This is a genomic window from Enterobacter sp. RHBSTW-00593 (assembly GCF_013784105.1).
Classification (GTDB): Bacteria; Pseudomonadota; Gammaproteobacteria; order Enterobacterales; family Enterobacteriaceae; genus Enterobacter; species Enterobacter ludwigii.
This window is the reverse complement of record NZ_CP056393.1, coordinates 2,496,889-2,521,421: the sequence shown is the minus strand read 5'-3', so window position 1 is coordinate 2,521,421 and position 24,533 is coordinate 2,496,889. Positions and strand designations below refer to the sequence as shown.

At 48.7% G+C, this 24,533-nt stretch carries 23 protein-coding genes and 2 pseudogenes; 14 read left to right on the top strand and 11 right to left on the bottom strand.

Going from position 1 to position 24,533, the window contains the following annotated elements:
• Nucleotides 1-3: 3 nt before the first annotated feature.
• The 7 genes and pseudogenes from HV242_RS11890 to HV242_RS11865 form a co-directional block, all read right to left on the bottom strand.
• On the bottom strand, nt 4-3,177 hold the full coding sequence (locus tag HV242_RS11890; protein WP_181616724.1) for a RecE family exodeoxyribonuclease: 3,174 nt from the start codon (nt 3,175-3,177) through the stop codon (nt 4-6).
• A gap of 140 nt (nt 3,178-3,317) precedes the next feature.
• Nucleotides 3,318-3,482, bottom strand: coding sequence for a YdaE family protein (locus HV242_RS11885; protein ID WP_176260652.1), 165 nt, complete (start codon nt 3,480-3,482; stop codon nt 3,318-3,320).
• A pseudogene (locus HV242_RS24480) lies at nt 3,475-3,594 on the bottom strand (hypothetical protein); the annotation flags it as partial. The pseudogene HV242_RS24480 and the gene HV242_RS11885, both read right to left, overlap by 8 nt.
• 287 nt (nt 3,595-3,881) lie before the next feature.
• On the bottom strand, nt 3,882-4,079 hold the full coding sequence (locus HV242_RS11880) for a hypothetical protein (protein ID WP_181616723.1): 198 nt from the start codon (nt 4,077-4,079) through the stop codon (nt 3,882-3,884).
• Nucleotides 4,080-4,660: 581 nt separating this feature from the next.
• Nucleotides 4,661-5,167, bottom strand: a complete 507-nt coding sequence (locus tag HV242_RS11875; protein WP_181616722.1) for a hypothetical protein — start codon at nt 5,165-5,167, stop codon at nt 4,661-4,663.
• Nucleotides 5,168-5,190: 23 nt separating this feature from the next.
• Complete coding sequence (locus HV242_RS11870; protein ID WP_181616721.1) at nt 5,191-6,213, bottom strand: hypothetical protein; 1,023 nt, start codon at nt 6,211-6,213, stop codon at nt 5,191-5,193.
• Between the two features lie 91 nt (nt 6,214-6,304).
• On the bottom strand, nt 6,305-6,688 hold the full coding sequence (locus tag HV242_RS11865) for a helix-turn-helix domain-containing protein (protein WP_249417843.1): 384 nt from the start codon (nt 6,686-6,688) through the stop codon (nt 6,305-6,307).
• Nucleotides 6,689-6,790: 102 nt separating this feature from the next.
• Between HV242_RS11865 and HV242_RS11860 the strand changes: the two genes are divergently transcribed.
• From HV242_RS11860 to HV242_RS11845, 4 genes are all read left to right on the top strand, one after another.
• Entirely contained in the window at nt 6,791-7,018 is a 228-nt protein-coding gene (locus HV242_RS11860) for a transcriptional regulator (RefSeq protein WP_181616719.1), read from the top strand.
• A gap of 2 nt (nt 7,019-7,020) precedes the next feature.
• Nucleotides 7,021-7,572, top strand: a complete 552-nt coding sequence (locus tag HV242_RS11855; protein ID WP_181616718.1) for a toxin YdaT family protein — start codon at nt 7,021-7,023, stop codon at nt 7,570-7,572.
• 84 nt (nt 7,573-7,656) lie between these two features.
• The gene (locus HV242_RS11850; RefSeq protein ID WP_181616717.1) at nt 7,657-8,574 is read left to right on the top strand and encodes a replication protein; all 918 of its coding nucleotides are present in this window, start codon (nt 7,657-7,659) and stop codon (nt 8,572-8,574) included.
• Complete coding sequence (locus HV242_RS11845) at nt 8,571-9,269, top strand: replication protein P (protein WP_181616716.1); 699 nt, start codon at nt 8,571-8,573, stop codon at nt 9,267-9,269. The genes HV242_RS11850 and HV242_RS11845 overlap by 4 nt, the downstream gene beginning before the upstream one ends.
• Before the next feature lie 301 nt (nt 9,270-9,570).
• On the opposite strand, the gene HV242_RS11840 is transcribed toward HV242_RS11845, so the two are convergent.
• Together HV242_RS11840 and HV242_RS24150 are read right to left on the bottom strand one after the other, a co-directional pair.
• Nucleotides 9,571-9,843: a hypothetical protein gene (locus HV242_RS11840; protein ID WP_181616715.1), complete on the bottom strand. Its 273-nt coding sequence runs from the start codon at nt 9,841-9,843 to the stop codon at nt 9,571-9,573.
• Between the two features lie 76 nt (nt 9,844-9,919).
• Nucleotides 9,920-10,096 (bottom strand): YnfU family zinc-binding protein, encoded by a 177-nt coding sequence (locus tag HV242_RS24150; protein ID WP_216841372.1) that lies wholly within the window; start codon nt 10,094-10,096, stop codon nt 9,920-9,922.
• A gap of 152 nt (nt 10,097-10,248) precedes the next feature.
• Between HV242_RS24150 and HV242_RS11835 the strand changes: the two genes are divergently transcribed.
• Nucleotides 10,249-10,482: a hypothetical protein gene (locus HV242_RS11835; RefSeq protein WP_149376460.1), complete on the top strand. Its 234-nt coding sequence runs from the start codon at nt 10,249-10,251 to the stop codon at nt 10,480-10,482.
• Nucleotides 10,483-10,500: 18 nt separating this feature from the next.
• On the opposite strand, the gene HV242_RS11830 is transcribed toward HV242_RS11835, so the two are convergent.
• On the bottom strand, nt 10,501-19,083 hold the full coding sequence (locus tag HV242_RS11830) for a GH36-type glycosyl hydrolase domain-containing protein (protein WP_181616714.1): 8,583 nt from the start codon (nt 19,081-19,083) through the stop codon (nt 10,501-10,503).
• A gap of 138 nt (nt 19,084-19,221) precedes the next feature.
• On the bottom strand, nt 19,222-19,365 hold the full coding sequence (locus HV242_RS24145) for a YnfU family zinc-binding protein (protein ID WP_249417859.1): 144 nt from the start codon (nt 19,363-19,365) through the stop codon (nt 19,222-19,224).
• A gap of 369 nt (nt 19,366-19,734) precedes the next feature.
• On the opposite strand from HV242_RS24145, the gene HV242_RS11825 reads away from it, so the two are divergent.
• The 9 genes and pseudogenes from HV242_RS11825 (at nt 19,735) to HV242_RS11785 (ending at nt 24,467) form a co-directional block, all read left to right on the top strand.
• On the top strand, nt 19,735-19,959 hold the full coding sequence (locus HV242_RS11825) for a DinI family protein (protein ID WP_181616713.1): 225 nt from the start codon (nt 19,735-19,737) through the stop codon (nt 19,957-19,959).
• A 388-nt stretch (nt 19,960-20,347) separates the two neighbouring features.
• Nucleotides 20,348-20,950, top strand: a complete 603-nt coding sequence (locus tag HV242_RS11820) for a DUF1367 family protein (RefSeq protein WP_044858059.1) — start codon at nt 20,348-20,350, stop codon at nt 20,948-20,950.
• A gap of 4 nt (nt 20,951-20,954) precedes the next feature.
• Nucleotides 20,955-21,155 carry a hypothetical protein gene (locus HV242_RS11815; RefSeq protein ID WP_032669790.1) on the top strand — a complete coding sequence of 67 codons (201 nt, stop codon included), beginning with the start codon at nt 20,955-20,957 and terminating at the stop codon, nt 21,153-21,155.
• A 2-nt stretch (nt 21,156-21,157) separates the two neighbouring features.
• Nucleotides 21,158-21,519: pseudogene (gene rusA / locus HV242_RS11810) on the top strand (crossover junction endodeoxyribonuclease RusA).
• Complete coding sequence (locus tag HV242_RS11805; RefSeq protein ID WP_181616712.1) at nt 21,516-22,349, top strand: antitermination protein; 834 nt, start codon at nt 21,516-21,518, stop codon at nt 22,347-22,349. The pseudogene rusA and the gene HV242_RS11805 overlap by 4 nt, the downstream one beginning before the upstream one ends.
• 196 nt (nt 22,350-22,545) lie before the next feature.
• On the top strand, nt 22,546-22,737 hold the full coding sequence (locus tag HV242_RS11800) for a hypothetical protein (protein ID WP_149376682.1): 192 nt from the start codon (nt 22,546-22,548) through the stop codon (nt 22,735-22,737).
• 379 nt (nt 22,738-23,116) lie between these two features.
• Entirely contained in the window at nt 23,117-23,419 is a 303-nt protein-coding gene (locus HV242_RS11795; protein WP_086532587.1) for a hypothetical protein, read from the top strand.
• Entirely contained in the window at nt 23,419-23,955 is a 537-nt protein-coding gene (locus tag HV242_RS11790; RefSeq protein WP_086532586.1) for a lysozyme, read from the top strand. The genes HV242_RS11795 and HV242_RS11790 overlap by 1 nt, the downstream gene beginning before the upstream one ends.
• On the top strand, nt 23,952-24,467 hold the full coding sequence (locus HV242_RS11785) for a hypothetical protein (RefSeq protein WP_181616711.1): 516 nt from the start codon (nt 23,952-23,954) through the stop codon (nt 24,465-24,467). The genes HV242_RS11790 and HV242_RS11785 overlap by 4 nt, the downstream gene beginning before the upstream one ends.
• Nucleotides 24,468-24,533: the final 66 nt, after the last annotated feature.

Here is a 24,533-nt window from a genome sequence, read left to right as displayed (position 1 = left end):
CCCTTAAGCCTGAGCGCGCAGCGCTTCGAGGCGGCGCAGGTCGAAGTCGTTCAGCTCATCGGTGTAATCGGAAGTGATCGGAGCTGGCCATTCGCCCGTGTCGAAACCTGTGGCAATGGCGCGCATCGTTTTGCGGTACTCGAGCATGCCCAGTTCCAGCAGTTCGGTTGACGCCTCAATGATGGCGATCCAGTGGTAGTTCTCGTCTTTGTTGACGAAAATCCAGAAGAACTGGTCCAGCGCTGCGGTCTCGCAATACATTGCCGCGCTGAGGTGATAGTCCCGGTCAATGATTTCCCGATGCAGCCTGGCGCGCAGGCTTTCCTGCTTCACATTCCACATACTTATGGTTTTCAGGTCGGCGCCAATTCGCACGCCGTCAAGTTCAATCTCGAGGTCAGGGCGTACACGCACTTCTAAACCTGTTTCGTCGTCAAAGCCGAAGTAACTCACTTCAACCGCGCGGCTTGGATGTGTCAGCAGCATGCCAGCGGTAGGGTGCGCCAGGAGTGCAGACTGAATTGCCCGCGCTGTGGCCAGTTGCTGGCGGGTAACCAGTATCTTTTCGCCAGGGTTGTCGCGCCAGGCATCCAGCAGCTCGTCTGCGAACACGGCATCGGGCTTAGCTGATTTAACTGCCTGGATCATGTCTGCTTTGGTACCGGACACTTTTAACGGCGTTGGTTTCTGCGCTTCCTGCGCCACTAGGTCTGGATTGATGAATGCTAATTGCTCAAGTAACGCATCACGGCTGCCGCTGGTTTTAACCGGCACGGGCAGGGTGGCGTTGTACTCTTTAATGCATGCCTTCATTGCCGTTGCTGTCTCCTTCTGGCCTTCTTCAATACGCTGGTACTCTGCTGGGAGAACCATATAGCTTTGAGCCGTTTCTTCCAGGCTCGCGCCAAGCGGCACTTGAGCGGGAAGGGAGCCGTTATGTTGTTCAAGCAACGCTTTAATCTCGTCAGCGCTTAACAGCGCCGGCAGGCTGGCGTTGTACTCGTCGATGAACTCGCGCAGAGTTGCGGTGGTGGTGAAAGCACCCTCCGGGATCTCAGGTTCTACGCTGAACTCTTCTTCGAGGTTTTCCGGCTGCAGTGCAAGGGCGTGTACGAGATTTCCCATATCCAGCACTTTGGATGCTGTGCGCGGGATGGTTTTAGCCACATGGCGCGCGTTGAAGTACATCAGACTGACGCGGGCATCTTTTACCTGGGTTGAGCTCATACCGTTTGCTGCGTGATAAACATCATTCGGCAGACCTTCGTAGCGGCCAGGCTCGAAGTAAGCCGGGTATTCGATTACGGGTTCTGACTGCAGCTCTTCTGGCGCTATGGAATCTGTCTGCGTATTAGCTGCATCAGTGCTTTCGCCCGGTGGTATCGAACCAACATCTTCGTCTTTCTCTGGCTTAACCGTTTCCATCTGCACATCGCTGGTGGTCTCCGCTGTGTTTTCCGTTTTTTCGACTTCATTTGAGTTGGTATTGATGACCGATTCGGTATTTCCATCCATCAGGCCATCGATGGAGAACACGCCGCTTCCAAGGCTTGCGACCTTTGGCTGGCTTGGAGTACTTGGTTCTTCCACTGTGGAATGACGAACCGCGCGGGAGTCTTCGTTCCATTCTGGATAGCCTTTAGAGCGCTCACCGCTTTCATAGATGCCGTTTGCCGTGAACCACTCACGCACCTGGCTACGCAGTTCGGTTGTACTTTCTTCTCCAGACCATGAAATAGCGCGGGTAACTCCAAAAATACTGTTGGCGTCGTAGTCGAGGATATCGGTGGTTTTACCAAGAACCTTGAGCGCCTTGGCGTGCCACTCATCTTTTTTGTCAGCGAGTTCTTTGGCGGCCAGGAGTTGCGTACGGTTGATTTGTCCCGGTACTGCATCTGGGTACAGCTGAGCAATCGCGATCTCAATGCTCAAGTTCGCCATGTTCTGGGCAACAGCGCGTTTATAGGATTCTGTAGTTTCTGGCTTTGCTGGTTCTAAAGGTGCAGGAGAACCTACTTCAGAAATGCGATTACCCTCAGCCCATTCGCGCACCAGGGTGCCGCGGTCAATGTAATCAGTCGAAGCCCAGATTCTGGTGAATCGGAGAACCAAAGCGAGTTCGTGACGCTTATCCTGGCTGAACACCTTGCGAATGGCGTCGGTATAGCGCCACAGGTCTTTGGTGTCGTAACCCTTAACCTCTTCGCAGTTTTCTGCCGCCAGCAACAGGTTCTGGACATAGCTGTTGTCAGTGTCCATCTCCAGCACGCTGATAGCTTCGTATTCTTCGCGGGTTAGGTGGTGGCGCAGTTCGTCGGCGGTGAACTGGGCGAGTAGCTGCTTGCGGAAGGGCATACGAACGACTGGATAACGTGTGGTTTCGTCATCATTCTCGTCAATCTGGATACCGTTATCAGGTTCTACATCCTGACCGGTTGTAACGCCGGTGTTGCTGGTGCTTTCTGATTTGAGAAGAGTAAGCTTTCCGCTTCTCCACTCTTCAACTAACTGATTGCGGTCGGCAGCATCTGCTTTAGTCCAGTCGGCCATGAATGCAGCAATTACTTCAGCTTCGTGCGCTTCATCTGGCGGGAAGACTTGCTTAATCGCCTGGACCAGTTTCCACTCAGCGTTCAGGCTGAGTTCGGCAACTTCAGGGATGTCGTTCTTCGCCAGCAGCAGGTTCTGGAAATAGGTATTGCCTTCATCCAGTGACATTTCGCTGGCAGCCAGCTGCTGCTCTTTAGTGATATGTGACTGGTATTTGTCGCTGGTCAGATGGACCGCAAAACGTACCGCTGGTGTGCGGTTTTCAAGCGGGACACTCTCGACGGTAGTTTCGACTTTTACGGTCTTTTCCGGTGCGGCGGTGTCGTCCATTGCTCCAGTAGACTCAGCACCAGCCTTTGGCAACCAGGTGCGTCCATAGTCCTGCAGTTCGTAGCGTTTGCACCAGGTGTAATCCACAGTGCTTTCTTCAGGCAGATCGTTGTAAACAGGGAAATCGGTGCGAACCGGTTTGGTGTAATCGTTACCGCGTCCGGTTTCAATACCAGCATCTTCCAGCTCAACATCGAGCTGGAGGTTTGCACGGGCTTCTGATTTCGCAGTGAACCAAATCACCGCGTCGTCTTTGCCAGATTTCTGCGTAGCCTTAACTACATAGAAAAATTCCATGTGAGATCCTCTTTTTTGGATGTAAGATCCCCGGGCCAGAGATAGCGCCCATTGGGTGAACTTTGGTTTTTTAAGTAGTTTTCCGGTGTAACTTTGGTCGGGAGCACCGGACGTACGGGCCGCCTTGCGCGGCTTTTACGTTAGCTTTCGTGGGCCATTTGGTCGTACGAAGCACAACGTTCAGAGCAGTATTCTTTTTCTTTGCGCGCCAGCTGTGCGCCGTTGCGATAGAGAAGGGTACTTTTGACTACTTCCTCCGGTTTAACCGGCTTGTCGCAGTAACCGCATTTCTTAGAGTTACACATCTGGATTCCCCTTTTGCGCCAGCAGGTAACAGAGCCGACGAAGAATCACTTCGAAGAAATTCAGTTTTACGGCCTGCTGCCGTCCTGGTTTGCGTGCGTAATCAATCATATTGATCTCCTTGTTATACCTGTCTTTTTGCCACTTCAGGCTCGGTGGTATACTGGAGTTCTCACACAACCAGTAAGGGTAATAATTATGTCAGACAACCTATTTAATTCAGGGCGAACGGTTGATTCCGTCGCATACGATCTCGCGCTAGCTCTCGCCTCAAAGGACCCGTCAATCAACACACCGGATGCTTTACTGGAAAAAGTCGAATCTCTCTTGCCAGAATGCGTGGCTATAGTGAGTCTCAGAAAACCTAAATACGCATACGGGATTGATATCGGCACTACGTATTAATCATTACCAAGAGCTGCCCGTGCAGAATCGAGGGCGGCTCTGGCCATTTTCATATAGAGGTAATGATCGTCTTCGCGAAGACTACCCATAGTGTCTTGCACTGCGTTCAATGCAGCATCAGCAGCCTTCATTATCAGATTGTTACTTGTCAGAATCGGTTTGACCTTAATCGCGTTTGACTCTTTATCGCTCACCTTAACCTCTCCTCTTAGTTGCCTTCTCGCCGGCTAGCGGAACGTTTACACCTGATGCGCGTTAATTTCTCCACCTCATCCGACTATTCGTATGCCGTCGGCGGCTACTTCGTGGGCGTCCTGCCTTGGTGGTTCGTAGTGCGTCCTGGTGATAGTTATTAAATCACTGGTTTATATGTATGTCAATTATGAGTTGATGTTGATTGTAAATCGATAGTTTATATGGCTGGGTTTTGTGAGGTTATTGCTGGAATGCAGACAAAAAAATCCCTGCTAAAATGCCGGGATCGGAGTGAAGAGCAGGCATAAAGCATGTACCACAGTCTGTGCTGATCTTTTTGAGGGCACAATGGAGCAGAACGATGAATAACAATGACTAGCAAACTGGGTTGAATGGATTGGTGATCGGCGTGGTGGTGATTAGCCTGGTATCAGCACCAAAACCTATCAACCGGGCGGGCATTATCGACGAACAGGCGAGGTTAGGGAGGCAGAAGTAGGATGGCGTACAGGAAGAGGTGTTTGAGAAGGCGGCGGAGCTGGTGAGTAAAGGGGTATAAAAAACCGGCTCGGTGGCCGGGTCATTTCAGTTTATCAAGAAAGGATTCTCTTTCTTTCTTATTCGAGTCTCTTCTATTAAGAATTGCCTTGAAACTCTGAAGCTCAATCATAATTTTATGAACAAAAATACTCGTATAGAACGAGACGAAGAGTAAGCCCCCTGATACCTTAAGCACCTGGTATAATAACTCTTGATTTCCTGCGCTAACCATCAGGCCTAACACCACAAATAGTGTCGAGAAAACATAGAATGCCAAAAGGAAGACCATTAGTCGCCTTTTGGATTTAACCAGAGGTGAAAGCCTTCGCAGCTCCGAGGGGGTTAACGAAGAGTGATCATTAACTTCGTTTGTTTTAAAGATTGCCTGTATGCAATACGATAAGGGCAACTGCATCAAACCCACTACAGCCCATGGTGCCGCAATAATAACACCTTCAGCAATAAAGCTGAGTGACTTTTTGATTATAAAATAGCCAATAAAAAAGGAAGCAAACACAAGAACAAGGTGGATGGTTTTAGATTTCATTATTATCCTCCTTATTCATCTTTTTACTTTATATTAAGCTCTCCCGCCTCAAGCTTGGAGAACAGCCATTTGTGCATCTTTAAGAATAAATCATTCTCATCGATAATGCCATTATTATATTCGACACTAATATTGCCTGAAAGTTTAATCTCTTTACCAGTAATTTCCCCGCCACCTTGAAGTTTTATGCTGTAATCATCCTCATCTACATGCCTTAGTGATGTAGCGATACTGTCAATAACAGCTTGACCGCCATCGTTAGTTTTTCTGAAATATGTAATTTCAAGACTTACTTGAAGATTTGCATCATCTAAGGAATCCTTCAAATTGATATCGTCCGCCCAGTTATCGCCCAAAAAGGCTTTAAGCAACGAACCGCCCTTACCAGAAGGTCTGTACTTGATCGTTTTAACCGAGCCTGTGGCTTTTGGTTTGTAAAATGCGTCATCTTTTTTTGCTTCAGAAGTTATCGGTAAGCCGCCGATTCTAATGCTTTTAGCAGGTGACTTTTCCATCTTTTGCATGGTTGCTTCTGATGGCTTATCTTGCAGGAGTAAGACAAAGTCATTTATATCAGTAAAGCTGTTTATAAGCCAGTTAAGATGAGACTCAAATTCTCGGGCGCGAAGGGACGTTGACTGAACAATTATCACATGGTTACCTAAAACGCCAAAATATAAAATAGAGTCGACAAACTCTCTTTTTTTATCTTGTGCATTATCCCCATCAATAATAATGTCATTCGAAGTTATTGAGTTTATGTCATAAAATCTAACATTGTCATTTATTTCTAATAGAGATTGACTTTTATCTTTCTCGAAAAGAACTAGCTGACCAAATAGAATTGTCTTATATGTGTTGCTTTTATTTAAGAATCTTATTCCAGAATTATCATCTGCGGGAGAGATTTTTTCTTGGCGAAGCATAACATTTTCAGCGGAACCACCATCTCCTATGATTTCAAGTAAAATACTTTGCAATGAGGATGCCCCGTTTGGGATGACTGCCTTTTTATAATGAACTATTTTCTGTCTGCTGTCTTTCATTACAATTACCCAGTTATATTTAACTTGACCTGAATAGGAACAATGATTATGAAATCTTTGAAGCTACCAACTATGCGCTGACCAGAAAACTTTAATCCTCTTGCGACCGAATCCGACCTTTCATGTACTTTTCATACAGCTCGTCTAATTCTTTAAGACGAATCGCAAATACGCGGAGCATGTTCTGTTGCTCTTCTACTGGCAGCTGGCGGTAAAGCTCCAGCAGACGTTGTTCGTCCGGCTTAAGCCCGTTTTTCTCGCCGACATCCTCACCGAGCAGCCAGGCGACAGAAATTCCAACAGCATCTGCTATGGCCAGTGCTGATTTCTTACTAATCACCCCCTTTTTGAACCAGCCGTTTACGGCCTGAGGGGTGACTCCAGCTATTCGTGCCATGTCTGCTTTGGTAACGCCGCGATCAGTGATCTCAGTAAGGCGTTCTACCAGAACGAGGTTGGGTTCTTCTTTTCTCATAGGGTCATTGTAAATATTTGGTTTACACACGCAATAAACCAGGGGTTTGCAAGGTGCATAAATCTGTGGTTTACTTTCACTGTCAATAAGCAGGAGAAGCACATGTCCGCACTCAATAAAGCAATAAAAGCCGCTGGCTCTGCCAGAAAGCTCAGCCTAGCACTGGGTGTGACGAGTATGTCCGTTAGTCATTGGAAAAATCGTGACCATGGAATCGTCCCACCAAATTACATTTTTTCAATCTTCAACCTGACCGGCGTAACTCCGCACGAGCTGCGCCCAGATCTCTACCCAAACCCCACTGATGGTTTACCTAAAGAGGAGCCTTAATAATGCAGACTGTTTCTTATCAACAGAGTAGCAGAGCTTCTTCTAACCCACTGATATTCGCATGTCATCAAAGCGAATCGGCATATCAGGATATTGATCATCGCGATATTTGCTCAGCGGTCCGAGCTTGGGCGGCAGCAGAAGGGCGCGTAGCTGTTGCGCTTCAAATCCAAGAAGCGGCGGAAGAACTCCAACTTGATGGCGTTGATTTCTCAGGCCAGGCCGATGTCTGGAACGTGAAACTGTTTCGCTGGCTCGACAACAAAGAAGACTCCGCATCGTACCGAAAGAACATCGAACAACTTGTGCCCGCGATCATGTCTGTATTACCGCTTCGATACCGCGACCGCGTCGTAAAAAACGACTCGTTCGCGTATCGCATGGCCAGGTTGGAAAAAGAGGTGAGTGAGGCGAAGCAAGCTTTGATGCTCGATGCACCGAAGAAGGAAAAGCTGAAGGAGTTAGGCGAGGGGATTTTTGAGATGTTCAGAGTCGATCCGGACCTTACAGCGCCGCTACTGGCTATGGTGACAACCATGTTGGGGGCAATGTGAAGACTTCAGATAAGGCGAAAGCCGCGGTGCTCGAACACCAACGGCTTTCAGGTGCAAAAACGGAGTGTAATTGCGGAGCTAAGTATGTCAAACACAGCTGAAATTATCAATTTCCCCCACAGAACCGAACAACCGGGAGGTCGTATGGCCGACCTGTCGAACGGGTATACCAAGGTCGCTAACGAGATCCAACAGCTTAAGCCTCGTCTGAGAATGTCAGGCCGGGAATGGCAATGTTTTGAGGCGGTGATCTGGCTTACCTACGGCTGGAACAAGAAGCAGGACCGCGTTACGAACACGGTGATTGCTGAGCTTACAGGGCTGAGTGATTCCCATGTTTCTGATGCGCTCAAATCGCTCGCTGAACGCAAAATTATCTTCAGTCAGAAGCAGGGCGTAATGAAAACGGTCGGTATAAATACTGACCTTTCCGCCTGGATTTTAGACAAACCGAAAACGGGAAAAGTCTTCCCGAAATCGGGAAAAGTGTTACCGAAAACGGGAAAAACCTTCCCGGAAACGGTAGACACCCAAGACTATAACAAGAACAATATTAAAATATCCTCGTCTCGGAATTCTGACGAATCCCGAAACCAGAAAACTCAAAAGTTTCTCTCACGCCACCCAGAAGCTGCCGCCGGGATATACACCCCGGCGGGTAAATCATGGGGATCCGCTGACGACCTCAAGGCCGCTCGCTGGATTTACGACAGGCTTCTCACCGTCAACGCATCGCTATCCGAACCCAACTGGGCTGAATGGGCAAACACCATCAGGCTGATGCGCGTCCAGGACAAGCGTACTCACTACGAAATCTGTGACCTGTTCCAGTGGGCCAACCGGGACGAGTTCTGGAAAGACAACATCCTGAGCCCTTCGAGTCTGCGCAAGCAGTGGGATCAGCTCACTACCAAGCGGCTGCGTGCAACCGGAACGGCAAAACCTTCCTGGGGCAACATCGACCTGCATAACACTGACTGGATTGACGGGGTGCTGGAATGAAAAACCTTGCCGAGAGTATTCGCGATTTTGACCGGGAACAGGCTCGCCGGGTAGCGCACAACATGCCTGAGCAGTACACCGAACGCGAACAAACGCAGCAGGTGGCTCAGATTATCAACGGGCTGTTCGTACAGCTGGCGGCCGCGTTTCCTGCAAGCCTGGTTAATCGCAGCCAGGAAGACGTGAACGAAATTCGCCGCCAGTGGGTGCTGGCGTTCAAAGAAAACGGGATCACCACTCTGGAGCAGGTTGAAGCCGGTATGCGTGTAGCTCGCAGCCAGGAGCACCCATTCCTGCCGTCACCAGGCCAGTTCATCAAGTGGTGCAGGGAAGGGCGATGTGCCCTGGGGATCACCACCGCTGACGTCATGGCTGAGTACTGGAAGTGGCGCAAGCTGGTGTTCCGGTACCCGAGAAGTGAGCAGTATCCGTGGCCGAAGCCAGTTTATTACCATATATGCCTCGAACTGCGGCGCCGGGGAACTGATGGGCAGTTGAGCCATAAAGAGCTCGAGCGTGAGGCTGGCGAGATTCTGGGTATGTGGGAAAAGCGGGTGCTAGCTGGGAAGCCGATTCCGCCTGTTCGCAGAGCGCTGGCCGCACCAGTAGATTCGAAAGGCCCTACTCCGGCAGAACTGTTAAAAGCAAAGTACGAACGAATTAAGGCAGCTGGGGGAATAATGAAGATGGTTTAGACCGCAAAGACAAACTAATGGTGTTGGTAGCAAAATAACTTACATAAAAGAGGATACTCGTCGTAGCGGGGCACCTCTTGTATCCTGGTACTAAGCCACTAGAAGTAACTCTTCCATTAGATAGAAAAGAATATATTTATCCTAAGAATATGTAGTAATATTTTAATTGATATAATAACTAAGTCGTCAATGTCAACGGATTCAGATAGCTATGAGCGAGGAGACTATTCTAGTAATATTTATTCGCAAGTTTCATGATTAAAAAATAGTTAAACGTAATTTTCAATAAGATCAATGGACACTAATCACATTCGAGAAATTGTCTTCTGGATTCTTGCTCCTCCAGATATTCAAAAGATAAAAGGCGAATTTCATGATGATTATAAAACCATTGGCTTGCGTTACGTCGAACAGTATGGCCAACATCAAAGCAGGCCCCGGACGCTGCCCGAATGATAGCATACTTCCCATTTTTGAAATGAATCAAATGGATACAGAAAAACTGATTTTTCTGACCTGCTAGACGGCTAGCTATTATATCGCCTTCAATAACAACATCTTTTTTAATTTTCATAATCTAGACCTTCATTTGATTGTATAACTAAACGTATTGACATCTCCTTCTCCGCTCGGCTTAGCTTTTAAGATGATTATCCGCCAATGCACCAACACTCAGACGGGCGAAACAACAATTTACATGCAGGACATTCTAGGACTGAATCCTTGCGCAATTTACCCGCTTTCTGAGCAGCCCTGTGGTCACATAGCGGGCAAGCGACAAGTACAGGCCTTTCTTTGAAATGTCTGAGTCCTGTTGTATAAGACATAAATAATACCCTCAAAAGTGTAATATTCATTATACCCCTTAATGCAATTATGTTTTGGCTAAGTTATGTGTAATTATTACACAACGTATGCTTAAGAGAATTAATATGAGTGTTGGATTTATGATAAAATGCCCTTCCAGGAGATATTTGTAATGAAATCAGAAGACACACTTGACTGGTACCCTGCGCAGCTACCTCTTGTAAAAATTATCCTAGGTGAAGCTGTGCTCGCAGTTGGCAAACAGGGAAGGCCAATCAACACTCGAACCTTACTTGAGTATCTTCAAGTTATGCAGGTTAAGCAAAAAAAACGGGATGATAAAGTTGCCATGCAGACCGCGATTGAAGTTCTTAGGGACAATCAACGCATTAACGGCAGGCGTTAATGCGTTTTTTAGAGATTGTCAGTTTTGAAGGATCTCAACCTTATGTCTTTGCCCGTCATTTTTTAAAAATATTCTGTCATCTAGTAGTACGATACCGTCAAGTGTAACCTGATACTCCCCATCGCCACGTGTAATATTAATCTCGTAATGACTTTCGTCATGTTGATATGTCAGAGAAAAAGACTCCCACTCTGCTGGCAACAGGGGATGGACTGTCAAGACATTACCGGAGCGTTTTATACCCATTAATTCTTCTGTAATAAGACGGTAGGCCCAACCCGCGGATCCGGTATACCAACTCCAACCTGCACGTCCAGTATGAGGCGCGACACTGTAGACATCTGCACTCATGACATAAGGTTCTGCTTTGTAAATCCCTACTTCTTGGTCAGTTGACGAGTGGTTTATTGGGTTGATTAATGACCAGAGATACCACGCACGATCTGCATTCCCCATGCGGGCAAATGCCATTACGGCCCAGATAGCACCATGAGTATATTGTCCGCCATTTTCACGTACACCTGGCACATAACCCTGTATGTAGCCGGGATTTGGTCCATGACCATCGAATGGAGGCGAAAGTAGCTTTATCAGCCTGGCTTCGGCATCTACCAGGTGCTTGTCCAGAGCATGCATAGCTTTGCCGGCGCGTTCATCGTCAGTCGCGCCGGATAAAACGGACCAGCTTTGAGCTATAGCATCAATTCGACATTCCTGAGAACCTGTGGATCCCAAAGGTGTTCCATCATCAAAATAACCTCGCCGGAACCATTCGCCGTCCCAAGCTGCAGCGTGCAGATTTTTTTGCAAGCGCACCGCCTCAGTGCGGCATAGTGACGCTATATGCTCATCTTGTCGCCGATCAGCGAGCGTCGCAAAACGCTGTAAAATGTCGAACATGAAGAACCCGAGCCAGACGCTCTCACCTTTTCCTTCGATGCCGACCCGGTTCATCCCATCGTTCCAGTCGCCAGCGCCCATTAGCGGCAGACCATGCTGTCCAAATCGTAGCCCATGTTTAATGGCTTTAACGCAGTGTGACCAAAGCGTCTCTTCGGTGTGGCTGATTAGCGGCGTATCGTAAACGGATTCTTCTCCAGGCTGAAGCTGACGTCCTTCTAGATAAGGAATCATCTGCTCTAGTATCCCGATATCCCCAGAAGCGTCGACGTAGTGACAGACGGCGAGCGGGAGCCAGAGAAAATCATCTGAACATCGCGTGCGTACGCCGTTACCGTGAGGTGGATGCCACCAGTGCTGCACATCGCCTTCAAAAAACTGCCTTGACGCGCACAGTAGTATTTGTTCGCGCAGGCGTTCCGGTGCAGCGTGGGTCAGTGCCAATGTATCCTGGAGTTGATCGCGAAAACCAAATGCGCCACCCGATTGATAATAACCGCTGCGCGCCATGAGGCGACAGGCCATTGTCTGATATAGCAGCCAACCGTTAACTAACTTATCAACTGTATGGTCTGGTGTATTGACCACTATCTTATCCAGCATGCGGTGCCAGTGACGATGTACATTGTTCAACTCCTGTCGAACGATATTTTCATCAAAATAATGATCGAGTATTGTCTGAACCCGGGCGGAGTTTTCCTCGCTGCCAAGTACAAAAATGAAGGTCTTCTGATCACCGTCAATTAAGGTGGTAACAGACTGAACTGCACCGCATGGATCCAAACCAGCGCCGGTATTTCCCGACAAACTGCGTAGCTTCATTGCAGCCGGTTTTTGCAAAGAGCCATTGCGGCCAATAAACTCTCGGCGATCACCTGTCAACGAACAATGAGGATCGTTGACAGCGAAAAATGCAATGCGTCCTTCGCCGTTAGCTCCGTAAAAATTATTTGCTGTAACTCCACTTCCACTCGGCACGACCACCGTATGAGTAAAGATATGTGGAGCAGAACGCGAGCGTGATTCCCCAAGTGTCCACTCTACGTATCCTGTGACCGATAAATTGCGCGTGCGGCCCGAATTGTTACTAAGTGTCAAGATTGCCAACTTAACAGGATCGTGTTCGGCAACCATTATTGTCAACTCGCTATCTATACCACTATCGCGATGCGCGAAGACGCTGTAGCCAAAACCATGTCGGGTTAAGTAATCCCCGCGGCCACGCACTGGTAATGTCGTGGGTGACCATACCGTTCCGTTCTCTTCATCACGTATATAGAAAGCCTCACCGCTACGGTCGCTTACAGGATCGTTTTCCCATGGGGTTAAACGATATTCATGAGCGTTCTCGTACCAACTGTAAGCCTGTCCGGCTTCTGAAATGACGCTACCAAAACAGGAGTTAGCGAGCACATTTGACCAAGGGGCTGGCGTTGGAACATTTTCCTTCAGGATAATCTGATACTCCCGTCCATCCTCAGAAAACCCTCCATACCCGTTGAAGTTGAACAGATGTTCTGTCTGCGGCGTCCAGTCTTCGTGTCGATTGCTTCCCACAGTGACAAAAGGTACAAATGGCCTGTGCGTTTTAATTGACGAGTGGAGCCGCTGATTGAGCTGCTCGTTTAGTCCGCCCGCGCGATCGTCAAGATACATACATGCAACGCTCATCAATAGTTGTTTATCTTCGGAAGACAAATGCTCTCCGTTACGGACAAAAATGCCGCCAGGTTTATCCAGCAGGCTGGCTTCTGAACCGGCATAGATTAAATCCATAATCAGCGTTTGTAGGGCCTGCTGATAGCCACCGGCGCTGTTATTGAGGATAACAAGATCCACTTCAAGCCCTTTTAACCGCCAGTAACGATGAGCCTGAATCAGTGTGGTGATAGAGGTCATACTCTCATCGCTGGTCACGCTATGCAGTACAATCGGTAGATCACCTGAAATTCCCCAGCCCCACAGTCCGGACTGACCGCGGCGGTTACGGCTTATGACTTGAACGTCGGCGCGTAGTTCGTGACAGGGATAGAGCACAGCGCTAGCGAGTCGGTTAAACAGCGTTGCGTCATCTTCGCTGGCATTTATCTGCCTTAGCACTACTAGACTGTGCGACCAGGCAAGCTCAAAAACACGCTCCGCGATTGGGGAATCACGGTATTTTTCCAGTAATGCCTGGCTTTGTTGACGGCTCTCACTGATGCCATAAACGATATCAATCGTTATCGGAATACCAGGCATGAGTCTCACAACTTGTCGTATCGCCAAGACAGGATCCAGCACGGCACCAGAAGTATTACTGAGCGGCCCGTTAGCATAGATAGCTGCGGCATCAGCCGGACTTCTGCCCCTTCCAATAAACTTAGCTCGGTCTGTTTCAAACGAGGCTTCATTATAATCATTGCTATGTACCACCATCATGTGAAACAGAAATGGGCTCGGTTCATCTGGAGAACGCGGTCGTCGATGGCAAAGAATAGCGTCCCGGCTGGGATCAATCTCAGTTTCGATGAACAAATTACTGAATGCTGGATGCGCTAGATCACTGGTTTCTGAAGCAATCACCACTTCCGCATACGTTGTTAGTTCAAGCGATCGCGGTAGACGGCCATGGTGTACTAGGGTGATACGGCGCAGCTCTATATCATCCTCCGGGGAAACCACAACCTGTGTCCTGACGCTAAGGTTTCCTAGGGTACGCCTGAATTCTGCGCCTGCGTCGGTGAAGATTATCTCATCGGTGCTGTTCGCATTTCCGCCCATGGGCTGCCAAGTATTGCTCCATACCTCATTCGTATGCGGATCACGGATATAACAGAACGATCCCCAGTTATCACGGGTTGTATCGCAGCGCCAGCGTGTTACTGAAATCGAATTCCAGCGGCTGTATCCTCCACCACTTGGTGTCAACATCAAGTGGTAATGCCCATTTGAGAGCAACTGTATTTCCGGAGTAGGGCTGTCTACATGACTAAAAACTCTCGGTTCATATCGTACCGGTTTAACCCTTCCTTCATGGGATTCAAAATGACGGCGAGGGCTGTAAAGATCGACTTCATCCGGGACGCGTTCCTGCAAAAGAAGATTCGCCGACATAAAAGTGGGGCTTGCCATAAATCGCTCGATCATGGGGGCATCAAGCAGGATATGCGCTAGCGCCTGAAATCCCATCCCTTGATGGTGCGCCATCCAGGACTGTACAACCGCGTACAGTTGCCCGGTAGCAAGCCGTGATGGCGTGTAGTCCAGCGCTTCATAAAATCCGTATTCGCCATGTGCACCGCTCTGCTCCAGTCTAAGCAAGTTTTCGCAGGCCTTCTGGGGGGAAACGAGCAGAGCCAGTAGTGTTGCATAAGGCGCGACAACCACATCGTCCGCAAGTCCTCGGCGAAGACCGAGTCCAGGTACACCAAATGCCTGATACTGATAATTACGCTGGACATCAAATGCATGATAGCCGGACTCAGAAACGCCCCATGGTACGCCACGTTCCTTGCCCCAGTTAATCTGGCGCGTCACCGCTGATTTACCCATTTCATCAAGCAAACTGCCGCGCCAGTTTGGCATCACAAGATTCGGCATCAGGTATTCAAACATCGAACCGCTCCATGACATCAACGCGGTTTCATTGTCGATATTGGTGAACAACCTTCCCAACGCATACCAGCTTTTCATCGGAAGCTGATTTGTCGCGATAGCGAGAAAACTTGTCAGCCTAATTTCAGAGGGCAGAAGGTCATAGTGGCTTTTATCGGCGGTATTTGTGTCGCAGTTATATCCGACGCTGAGTAGGTTGGTAGCTTCGCTGTAGAGAAAGGCAAAATCCATTCGCGCATGGTCATTTAACCTCTTTTCAAGTTCGCTGATAATATCCAGCCGCAAACGGGCGTGAGTGATAACTGATGCAGGAGGAGATCCTTCCCCGGTGTCGGTACTCTGCGCCAACCAGCTTAGTGTTGGCAGTGTCTCGCTTTTGTATGTAGGAGGTAACCACGCGAGCAGATATGACCATTCGTGGCATATTTCAATCAACTGATGCTCCAGATGCTCGGCCCAGCGCACCACAATATCGCCTTCATGCTGACTTGCAGCGGTGAGATGTTTGCACTGAGTACGCATCTTTTTAAGTTCGCTGTAAATAGCTCCCAGAGGAAGTTCCGCTGAGCTGAAACACTGCTTTTGAAGCTCTTTAAGCGTATCCGGTGCCCCTGGCCCCCAGTGTTTTTCAAGAAGTAATAATGTATCGTTTAACCCTGCAAATATTCTTTCGCCATTCAAAATGGGCTGGTTTTGCATGGCTAATAACCCTTCTCGCAGAGTCAATAAATGTCCGGCCATATTACCGCTATCCACGCTTGATACGTAACGCGGACTGAGCGGTGCAAGCGTTCGAGTGTCATACCAGTTATATAAATGACCACGAAAATGTTCCATATTATCAAGAGAGTCGAGCGTGAGCGTTATACGCTGTAAGACGCTACCGCCCGGCAAATAGCCAAAATCCCAAGCAGTAAGGTTAGCCAGTAGTGATAATCCAATGTTGGTTGGGGATGTACGGTGCGCGATCGTCGGTTGCGGTATTTCCTGATAATTATCAGGGGGGAGCCAATTTTCTTTCGCTGTGGCGAAGGTCTCAAAAAAAGACCATATTTCTCGGCTTGTCTGTCTCAACAGAAGTTTCTGTTTCTGATCTGGCAGAAAGGGCTTACGTGCGGGTTGGCGGCTCAGCCAAGCCATAATAATGGGAGCTATGCACCACCCGACGCTAATGGGCAATGCGATGAACATCATCAGCGGATCAAACACCAATTCTAGTGATGTGAGACTCAGACCGCAGGCAACATTCAGCCACATTGCCCGATAAAAACCTAAAACAGAGATACTGGAATGGTAGTTATCTGGGATATAGCTTACCCATTGGTTGAGGTTACGCTGGCTTACACCAAGTCGCCAAAGCGTAACTCCAATAGCGTATAATGAGTAACCGGCCTCGTGGGGTAGTATCATAATCGTGAGACCGATACGTAAAATGCGCTTCAAGGCTCCAGCTGAGACCAGTTGCAGATGTTGTTTAAGGGGACGGCGGTGCGGTTTATGAACGAGATCCCATGCTATGCTAAGCGCTGCAGGAAGAAACCATATTAGCGTAAGCACGCTAACCCAGTATAAAGGGTTGGGGAGCCAGAGCAGCGCGCTAAATACAAGCAGCATGATCGACGGCGCTACCAGGCTGCGTCGGAGATTATCCAATAATTTCCAGCGAGAAAGAATGGACAATGGATTTTTTTCTCTGCTTCCGTCAGCTTTTCTGACCCGAACCCTTAACCAATTGAGAAGTTGCCAATCTCCGCGGATCCAGCGCGTACGACGTGCGACGTCTGAGAGATAATTAGTTGGATATTGTTCGTAAAGTAGAACGTCGCTCAGCAGTCCAGAGCGGGCGTAACATCCTTCCAGCAGGTCGTGACTGAGTACGAGATTTTCCGGACAGACGTTGGCAGTGGACTGGACAAAAATATCTACATCATAGATACCTTTGCCTACGAACGATCCCTCGCCGAAAAGATCCTGATATATATCCGAAGACATCATCGAATAGGGATTATTACCCGGGACGCTGCTGCGCATGGCGGCGTAGCGCCCCTGACCGTAAAGAGGCATTTCCTCTGCCAAGCCTGGCTGTAAAATTCCGTACCCTTTAACGACTCGTTGGAACGTTGGATCATATTCTGGTTTGTTTAACGGATGCGCCATTGTGGCCACCAGTTTATGAGCGGTATCGCGAGGCAGGAGCGTATCACTGTCAAGAGTGATGACGTAATTAATCCTTCCGGGCAAAGCCTGCGAGGAAAGGTCTGCAACGCTCGAAAACTGAGTTCCCGGTTGGCGTAACCAGCTGTTAAGAAGAGCTAGTTTGCCCCGCTTGCGTTCATATCCCATCCAGACTCTCTGCGAATCGTTCCACTCCGGCTGGCGGTGCAGTAGATAAAATCGAGATCGGCCGCCAGGGTTTCGCCGATTAAGTCTCTGCGTCTCAGCAATCGCTTGTCTTAAAAGGACAGTGTTTTCCTCGGTATCCTCAGTTGATGAATCCGCAAAATCGGTAAGAAGTGCAAAGCAGAGATTTTCATCCTGATTGCCAAGGCTGCAGACTTCGAGGCGAGAGAGAAGTTTGCTGAGGTTTTCATAGCTTGTCAGCATGCAAGGAATTGCAACCATTGTGGCATATTCAACTGGTATCCCACTTGAAAAGTCCATCCGTGGCAAAGGTCTGGGAGTACGGAAGCGTGTCGTTGCTTCGCTAAGCATATCGCTGGCGAGTTGACTAATGGCAACAATAAGGGGGAGGGCTAGGGGGATGAGTAGCCAGAATATACCCTGTACTGCAGTTTCATACAATATGGTAGCCGTAGCGGCCGTGGTCAAAAGACTCAGGCTACCAAGCCATGACAGAAGGGGCGATTTGTTCATACTCTGCCGCAGCCGTTTCAATAGAGACCTTTCAACTGACAACAGTTTTTCGAGTTGTGGCCTTCCACCTCCAAGCAGAAAATAACCGATATGTCGGTGCTCAGGATCTAGACTCGGTTCGCAAGACATTGCCATCACGCGGTTTGCAACTTCCGGTTCACTCAATTTCGCATCTCTGGCAAGTGTTTCAATCACATGGCGATAATGATCTCTGGTGTCGAAGTGCATGTGAGGATATATACCAGTTGGGTCAAGGCGTAGCGTTTGCTCGACTACGCTGATGTTCTCTGCAAAATCAGACCAGTTCGTTTCACTCAGCAGACGTAAACCCGAAATACTGTTACTGACGGAAAGCTGGCTGGCGGCAAGCTGCTGGTTGAAGCGATGAATCAGAACCTCCGTTGTAACACCCTGCTCTGCAAGACGTTGTTCAATCCAATTCAGAGGGAGTACAAGAGCATTGCCATGTCCCTGCAGACGTCGAACCATTTCAGCGACAAAGGCACTGCTCAGCGGAGGGTGAGTACGCGCCATATCGGCAACAATCATAATTAGGTCGGCGGGAGCATTCTCTGCACAATCAAAAATCCGCGTTATCCACATATCTGCAAGATTTCGTTCCTGCTGGGCCTGGGTCACTTCGTTGCTCACACGACGCAGGTTTTCAATCAGCGCTAGACGCAGCATTCCTGGCAAAGCCCATATCTCCCCCAATGTCAGAGGTGTCACCTCTTGATAGGCGGAAATATAACTGGTAAGACTGCTGGTGTCCCAGCGTCCGTCGCCATGCGCTATGGCCTCTGAGGCTAAGTCATAAATTCTGGGACAACTATGTGGGTAAGCTAGTACCGGAAGACCCTTACCAAAACTTTTCGGTAAGTGCTGGCGTACCATGCGAATCTGCTCTTCAATCAGGTAATAGTTGTCCAGCAGCCACTCACCTGCGGGCATGATACTCGTTTTTTTTCCTGCATTGAGTAGATAGCAACATCGCGTAATTATCGTTTCATTGTCAGTTAGTCGTTTAAGAAGGTAGTACGGTAGTATTTCCGGAGACAATTTGTGCGTACGAGCCAGTTTTTTTCCAAAGCGTTCCAACTGAGGGGTAGAAAACAGTTCCGAACGTAAATAGTTTTCTCCTCCCGAATCGTTGACTGGGGCTGATATGTGTGCGCTGCCTTCGGGCAGAAAACGAGATCGCTTAAACCACGCAATAGGTTTCATTTTCATAGGGTTGCTCTTTTGCTACGTTAACGCGTAGGAGCAGATGCGAAATCAGTTCAGAAACGTTCTCTCAGGATGGGCGTAAGGCATCGGGGATTTGACAACTGCTGATATTATATTAAGTGTAGAATATCGGCTGTGAAGCTAGCGCGGAGAGTTAAAAAGTGCTTTACACCCCGGACAAAGCATGGGGCTTTTTAGACGCAGTTTAGAGGAAGGCTGAGCGGATTTTAAGCCGCAAACAGGGCAGGTGACAGTGGTGGTGAATACGCTTCCAAAAAGTTTCATTGCGTAATCGATAACGGACATGATTATTAGCCTCTCAATGAATGTATTTCACTCTATCACATTTGGCTAAAATTAAACCAATTTAAAAGTCACCCAATTTTTAACATAAGTGATTTTTTTTTCTTTTCTAACACATCGCTTTCATGTCCGCTTTAGAAGCGATTGAATTCCAACCTTTTAAAATCCTTTTGTTATTTTGCAACGCAAGATGATTTTTATCTAGGTAGCCGCCTGGATTGAACACTTGATTTTTTCTACATGAAAAATCAGTTGATTCACATTCAGATGTTCTGAGAGCGTTGCAAAATCCGTAACATAAGTTTATAAATATACTGTATATCCATACAGCTACCCATTGCGGAGGGAAAAATGAAAATCGAGTTAACCATTGATCGCATGAAGAAACTTCCTGATGGAGCTATACCTGCGCTTGAATCAGAACTGCTCAAAAGACTCAGCAAACAGTTCGATAATTGTCAGCTAACGATCAAGCGCGCCAGTAATGATGATTTGACTGTTTTCGGAGGCGACAAGAAAGAGGTTGAGCATATCGTGCAGGAGACCTGGGAAAGCGCGGACGAGTGGTTTTATTAATCGCGTGAATTTCACTGGAGCAGTTTTGAAGAGTATCGCTGTTTGCGTTCCCCTGGCTGTTCCCGATTACTGTTTACCGCGTCAATAAGTCGCTCTGGGGGAAATAGTGTGTAGTGCAGATGCCTTTAATGCAGATGATCATTGGTACGACATGGTCAGAAGGGCCGATAAAGCAGTTATCTATAGCTTCCCGGCGGAAGGGAGATATTTGGTTTATCGAGTAAATGGAATAGTTTCATTACGACCGTTACTCGAAGAGGAAGAAATCTTCACTCTCAACGGGTTTATGCAATTTGCAAAACGGCTGGGGTACCGAGTTACACCACCGTCTGATATTATTCTTTCATAGGCCTGAACACCCTATACCTGATGCGCCACGGAGAGAACCATGGCGCTAGAATTACAACTTATCAAACACCATTCAGGAATACTGATCCCGGCTACGCCCGAGACCAGCGATATCCTGCAATCCAAAACCCGGCTCGGCGATGTTCTTGTCGCCGAGTTCAGGCGGGTACGGAATCTGGCATTTCACCGGCGCTTTTTCGCGCTTCTCAATCTTGGCTTTGAATACTGGGAACCAACCGGCGGGGCTATCTCGAGTAACGAGCGGAAGCTGATCACCGGCTACGCCAAGTTCCTCGCTTCTTATGGTGGGAATGAAGGGGCGCTGATCGATGCTGCTGAGCAGTATCTGGAACAGGTTGCTTACCGGCGCGTCACGAATGGCATTAGCCTGTGCAAATCCTTTGATGCTTACCGCTCCTGGGTGATCGTCGAGGCAGGGCACTTTGATGCCATTCAGCTACCTGACGGAACACTTAAAAAGCATCCTCGCAGCATCTCATTCGCCAACATGGACGAGGCCGAGTTCCAGCAGCTCTATAAAGCTGCGCTCGATGTCCTCTGGCGTTGGATCCTGTCCCGTTCATTCCGCAGTCGCGACGAGGCCGAAAACGTCGCAGCTCAGCTTCTTGGCTTTGTGGGGTGAGGGAATGAAATTTACCTGGTTCCATCACACCGATTGCAGTACCGAACAGGCCGACGAACTGGTTAAGCGTTACAAAGCGCGCAGCGTGCGAGTCGAGCGTAGCCTTAACCCGGATTACGTGACCTGGACTGTGAGTGCATTCCTTCCGACCTCAAATACGCCAGCGCGCCCGGATAGCCGCTGGCGAAACCGGATGTGGGGGTGAACGTGAAGACATATCAAATCACTTTCCCTGGCCGCCGAGTAACAACCGGTATTACCGGCACAACCGCGGGCGAACTCACATTAGCGCTGATGGCGTCGCGTACCGTTATGCGGTCGCAAGTGTCATTCGATGCGCCCGGCTGAATATCCGAACGGCTGCACTACTCAAAATCCGAATTGAATGTCACATGCCCGACCGCCGGCGCCGCGATCTGGATAACCTGCAGAAGGCTGCATTCGATGCTTTAACCAAGGCAGGATTCTGGCTGGATGACTGCCAGGTTGTGGATTATCGCGTTGTGAAAATGCCTGTCGTTAAGGGCGGAAAATTGGAACTCACTATTACCGAGCTGGAGACCGCATGAATCTCGGAAATACACTCAAATATCACTTTGCTAAATCGACAATGATTAGCGACTCTCCTCGAGCTACTGCATCAGACTCATTAACCGGGACGGATATCATGGCCGCTATGGGCATGACCCAGGAACGGGCAGCCTTGGGTTATAGCGCCTTTCTCGGGAAGATGGGCATCAGCAACAATGACCGGGAGAGGGCGATCGAACTGCTGGCTCAGTACGCGCTGACCAGGTGCGATCGGGTTGCGGCATTACGGAAGCTCGATGCAGAGATTAAACCACTGGTAATGCATCAGTTGGCCAGCTTCGCGTTCGAGGACTATTCCCGTAGCGCCGCCAGCGTGAAGCAATGCGATGGCTGCAAAGGGGCAGGGTTTATTGACGCTGAGGTTTTCAGCATGAAGTCTCACACGCCGACAAAAGAGAAGAAGTTCGTGAAGATGTCTTTGCACGTGGGTGTCGAGAATATTCGACCTTCTGAGTATGAGGTGCGTAGGCAGGTCATGGAGGTAGCGCGCGTTCTATGCCCTCAGTGTAAGGGTAAGAAGGTTGTAAGTTGCGCCTGTAAAGATTGCCATGGACGCGGGAAAGCCGTTAATCAGGCTCTTACAGAACGGCAGGGCGTTCCGGTTCTGGCCGATTGTAAGCGCTGCAGGGGGCGCGGATATGAGCGAATCTCTTCCACTGAGGCTTACGCCGCGGTGTGCCAGATGACTGATGCAATCAGCCTCGATACCTGGAAGAAGTCAGTTAAGCCATTTTACGATCAGCTAATCACCAAGTTTGATATCGAAGAAGCATGGGCAGATGCGCAGCTGAAGCAGATAACAAAGTAGGGCATTATTTTATCGTGAGCTATTTACTTTTCCCGAATCTGTGGTAATTTTGCTCTAACGATGGGTTATTGCATTCGTTTAAAGCCCTGCGGTTAGCCCCGTGGGGCTTTTTGCTTCATAGCGATTTTAGAATTTCTAAAACCATCACTATTCATTGCCTCTTATACTTTCTATATCGAAAAGGAGGGGGGTAATGATGAGAGAAGGCTATTACTGGATTCAGTACAATGGCAGCAGGCAGATCGCTTACTACGTGCACGAAAAAATCGACGATTTAGAGTCGGGTGAAACTATCTACGGAGCATGGTATGTGACTCGTGGAGATGATCTCGCCAACAATGGAGAGGTCGAAGTGATAAGTGGACGTATTGAAGAGCCAAAGCTGTAACGGACAATTAAGTTAAGTAGCAACCTCGACGCAGTGCGAGGTTTTTAAATTTCTGCGGGATAGTAATCGCTTCGAGTTTAAAAAAGTGCGGAGAACGACATCAATCCTCTCCGCATTAATAATGCCAGTGCATGCCCGCTTATAAGTCTTGTATCCCTAAGAAAATAAGTTTTTAAATTAACGCAAATGATAACATTTAAAAACTATGTGAATAGTTAATTATTTTAAAGAGTTAAATAGCTCTACTTAAGGATTATTTAATTTATTGCACTCCTCATGAGAAGGAAGCTCCAGCAGGTTTCAATCATCCTAAGGCTGCCGTTTGGCGGCCTTTTTTTATTTCTAGCAACAGCACCCGCACTTAGCGAGGTGAGAGACCATGAAAATGAATGATTCAGGGAACATCTTCACGCAGTTCTTCGCATGGGTAGCAGCTCTGGCGTCAGCCATTGGATTTACCACTCAGGATCTGGTGTTCATATTCTTTGGCGCTGCTGGTCTGCTTATATCGCTTGTCTCCTACATTAACGGGCGGGTGGATGCAAACCGCAGGCGTAGAGAGGACGAGAAGCGAACAAAAATGGTCAATGACTACCTTCAAGGCGTTGGTGATAGACCCCTTAACGAGCGTCCTGCTGCTGCAAGCGTGGTCGTTGAGGCATTACAAAAGGAAAGTGAGTGATGGGGAACCGGGCAAAGTTGAGCGCGGCAGTTCTGGGGTTGGTGCTTGCTGGGGCATCCGCACCGAGCATCCTCGATCAGTTCCTGAATGAGAAAGAAGGGAACAGGCTCACTGCATACAAAGATGGCGGAGGTATCTGGACGATTTGCCGCGGCGCCACGATGGTTGATGGTAAATCGGTGGTGCAAGGCATGAAGCTGACACAGGCGAAATGCGACCAGGTAAACGCCATCGAACGGGATAAGGCGCTTGCGTGGGTTGATCGCAATATTAAGGTGCCTCTGACCGAACCGCAGAAAGCGGGTATTGCTTCGTTCTGCCCGTACAACATCGGGCCGGATAAGTGCTTCCCGTCCACGTTCTATAAGCGCATCAATGACGGTGACCGCCACGGGGCATGCGAGGCAATTCGCTGGTGGATTAGAGACGGTGGCCGCGACTGCCGCCTGACTAAAGGCCAGAAGAACGGCTGCTACGGTCAGGTAGAACGGCGAGATCAGGAAAGTGCGTTGGCGTGCTGGGGGATAGACCAGTGAAATTTAATATTTTCACAATCGTGATAGTTGTTATTGCTGGTCTGTCAGTCGCACTCGTTAAAAGTTGCTCAGACGCCAGCGGCCTACAGAGTGATATCAAGGTTCTGCGCAGTGACAATGCTCTGCAGGAGCAGATAATCGCCACCCAAGCATTCAACTTCAATCGGTTCAATCAGGTTGCAGAACATGCCAATAAGCTTAACTCCCTGATCGACACCAGCACCGAAGAAACCGTAATCGAATACCGGGAGATTCTCCGCCGTGAAAAAACCTGTGATCTGCCTGTTCCTGCTGATGTCGCTGGCGGGCTGCTCGAATACGCGCACCGTTTACGTGCCGGCACAATGCACGCCGATACCGACGGACCTGACGCAGCCGATGATAGTACCGCTGCCGCCGGCTCAATAACGTACTGCCAGGCTGTGCTCTGGATTAAGCCGCTGCTGGCCGTGATTGAGAAGGGCAACAATAACCTGGCTGGCATACGGCAGATTGAAAAAGAGCGCCAATAAGCTTTTATAAAAGCGTGGTAGGCGAAAGGTCAAATTCATTAGAAAATAAGAACTAAATCTCTGTTT

Bases quoted from the DNA above. Each gene is read 5' to 3' on its own strand.
- HV242_RS11890 (WP_181616724.1), bottom strand. From the start codon at position 3,177: ATGGAATTTTTCTATGTAGTTAAGGCTACGCAGAAATCTGGCAAAGAC.
- HV242_RS11885 (WP_176260652.1), bottom strand. From the start codon at position 3,482: ATGTGTAACTCTAAGAAATGCGGTTACTGCGACAAGCCGGTTAAACCG.
- HV242_RS11875 (WP_181616722.1), bottom strand. From the start codon at position 5,167: ATGAAATCTAAAACCATCCACCTTGTTCTTGTGTTTGCTTCCTTTTTT.
- HV242_RS11870 (WP_181616721.1), bottom strand. From the start codon at position 6,213: ATGAAAGACAGCAGACAGAAAATAGTTCATTATAAAAAGGCAGTCATC.
- HV242_RS11865 (WP_249417843.1), bottom strand. From the start codon at position 6,688: ATGAGAAAAGAAGAACCCAACCTCGTTCTGGTAGAACGCCTTACTGAG.
- HV242_RS11860 (WP_181616719.1), top strand. From the start codon at position 6,791: ATGTCCGCACTCAATAAAGCAATAAAAGCCGCTGGCTCTGCCAGAAAG.
- HV242_RS11855 (WP_181616718.1), top strand. From the start codon at position 7,021: ATGCAGACTGTTTCTTATCAACAGAGTAGCAGAGCTTCTTCTAACCCA.
- HV242_RS11850 (WP_181616717.1), top strand. From the start codon at position 7,657: ATGTCAAACACAGCTGAAATTATCAATTTCCCCCACAGAACCGAACAA.
- HV242_RS11845 (WP_181616716.1), top strand. From the start codon at position 8,571: ATGAAAAACCTTGCCGAGAGTATTCGCGATTTTGACCGGGAACAGGCT.
- HV242_RS11840 (WP_181616715.1), bottom strand. From the start codon at position 9,843: ATGAAAATTAAAAAAGATGTTGTTATTGAAGGCGATATAATAGCTAGC.
- HV242_RS24150 (WP_216841372.1), bottom strand. From the start codon at position 10,096: ATGTCTTATACAACAGGACTCAGACATTTCAAAGAAAGGCCTGTACTT.
- HV242_RS11835 (WP_149376460.1), top strand. From the start codon at position 10,249: ATGAAATCAGAAGACACACTTGACTGGTACCCTGCGCAGCTACCTCTT.
- HV242_RS11830 (WP_181616714.1), bottom strand. From the start codon at position 19,083: ATGAAAATGAAACCTATTGCGTGGTTTAAGCGATCTCGTTTTCTGCCC.
- HV242_RS24145 (WP_249417859.1), bottom strand. From the start codon at position 19,365: ATGAAACTTTTTGGAAGCGTATTCACCACCACTGTCACCTGCCCTGTT.
- HV242_RS11825 (WP_181616713.1), top strand. From the start codon at position 19,735: ATGAAAATCGAGTTAACCATTGATCGCATGAAGAAACTTCCTGATGGA.
- HV242_RS11820 (WP_044858059.1), top strand. From the start codon at position 20,348: ATGGCGCTAGAATTACAACTTATCAAACACCATTCAGGAATACTGATC.
- HV242_RS11815 (WP_032669790.1), top strand. From the start codon at position 20,955: ATGAAATTTACCTGGTTCCATCACACCGATTGCAGTACCGAACAGGCC.
- HV242_RS11805 (WP_181616712.1), top strand. From the start codon at position 21,516: ATGAATCTCGGAAATACACTCAAATATCACTTTGCTAAATCGACAATG.
- HV242_RS11800 (WP_149376682.1), top strand. From the start codon at position 22,546: ATGAGAGAAGGCTATTACTGGATTCAGTACAATGGCAGCAGGCAGATC.
- HV242_RS11795 (WP_086532587.1), top strand. From the start codon at position 23,117: ATGAAAATGAATGATTCAGGGAACATCTTCACGCAGTTCTTCGCATGG.
- HV242_RS11790 (WP_086532586.1), top strand. From the start codon at position 23,419: ATGGGGAACCGGGCAAAGTTGAGCGCGGCAGTTCTGGGGTTGGTGCTT.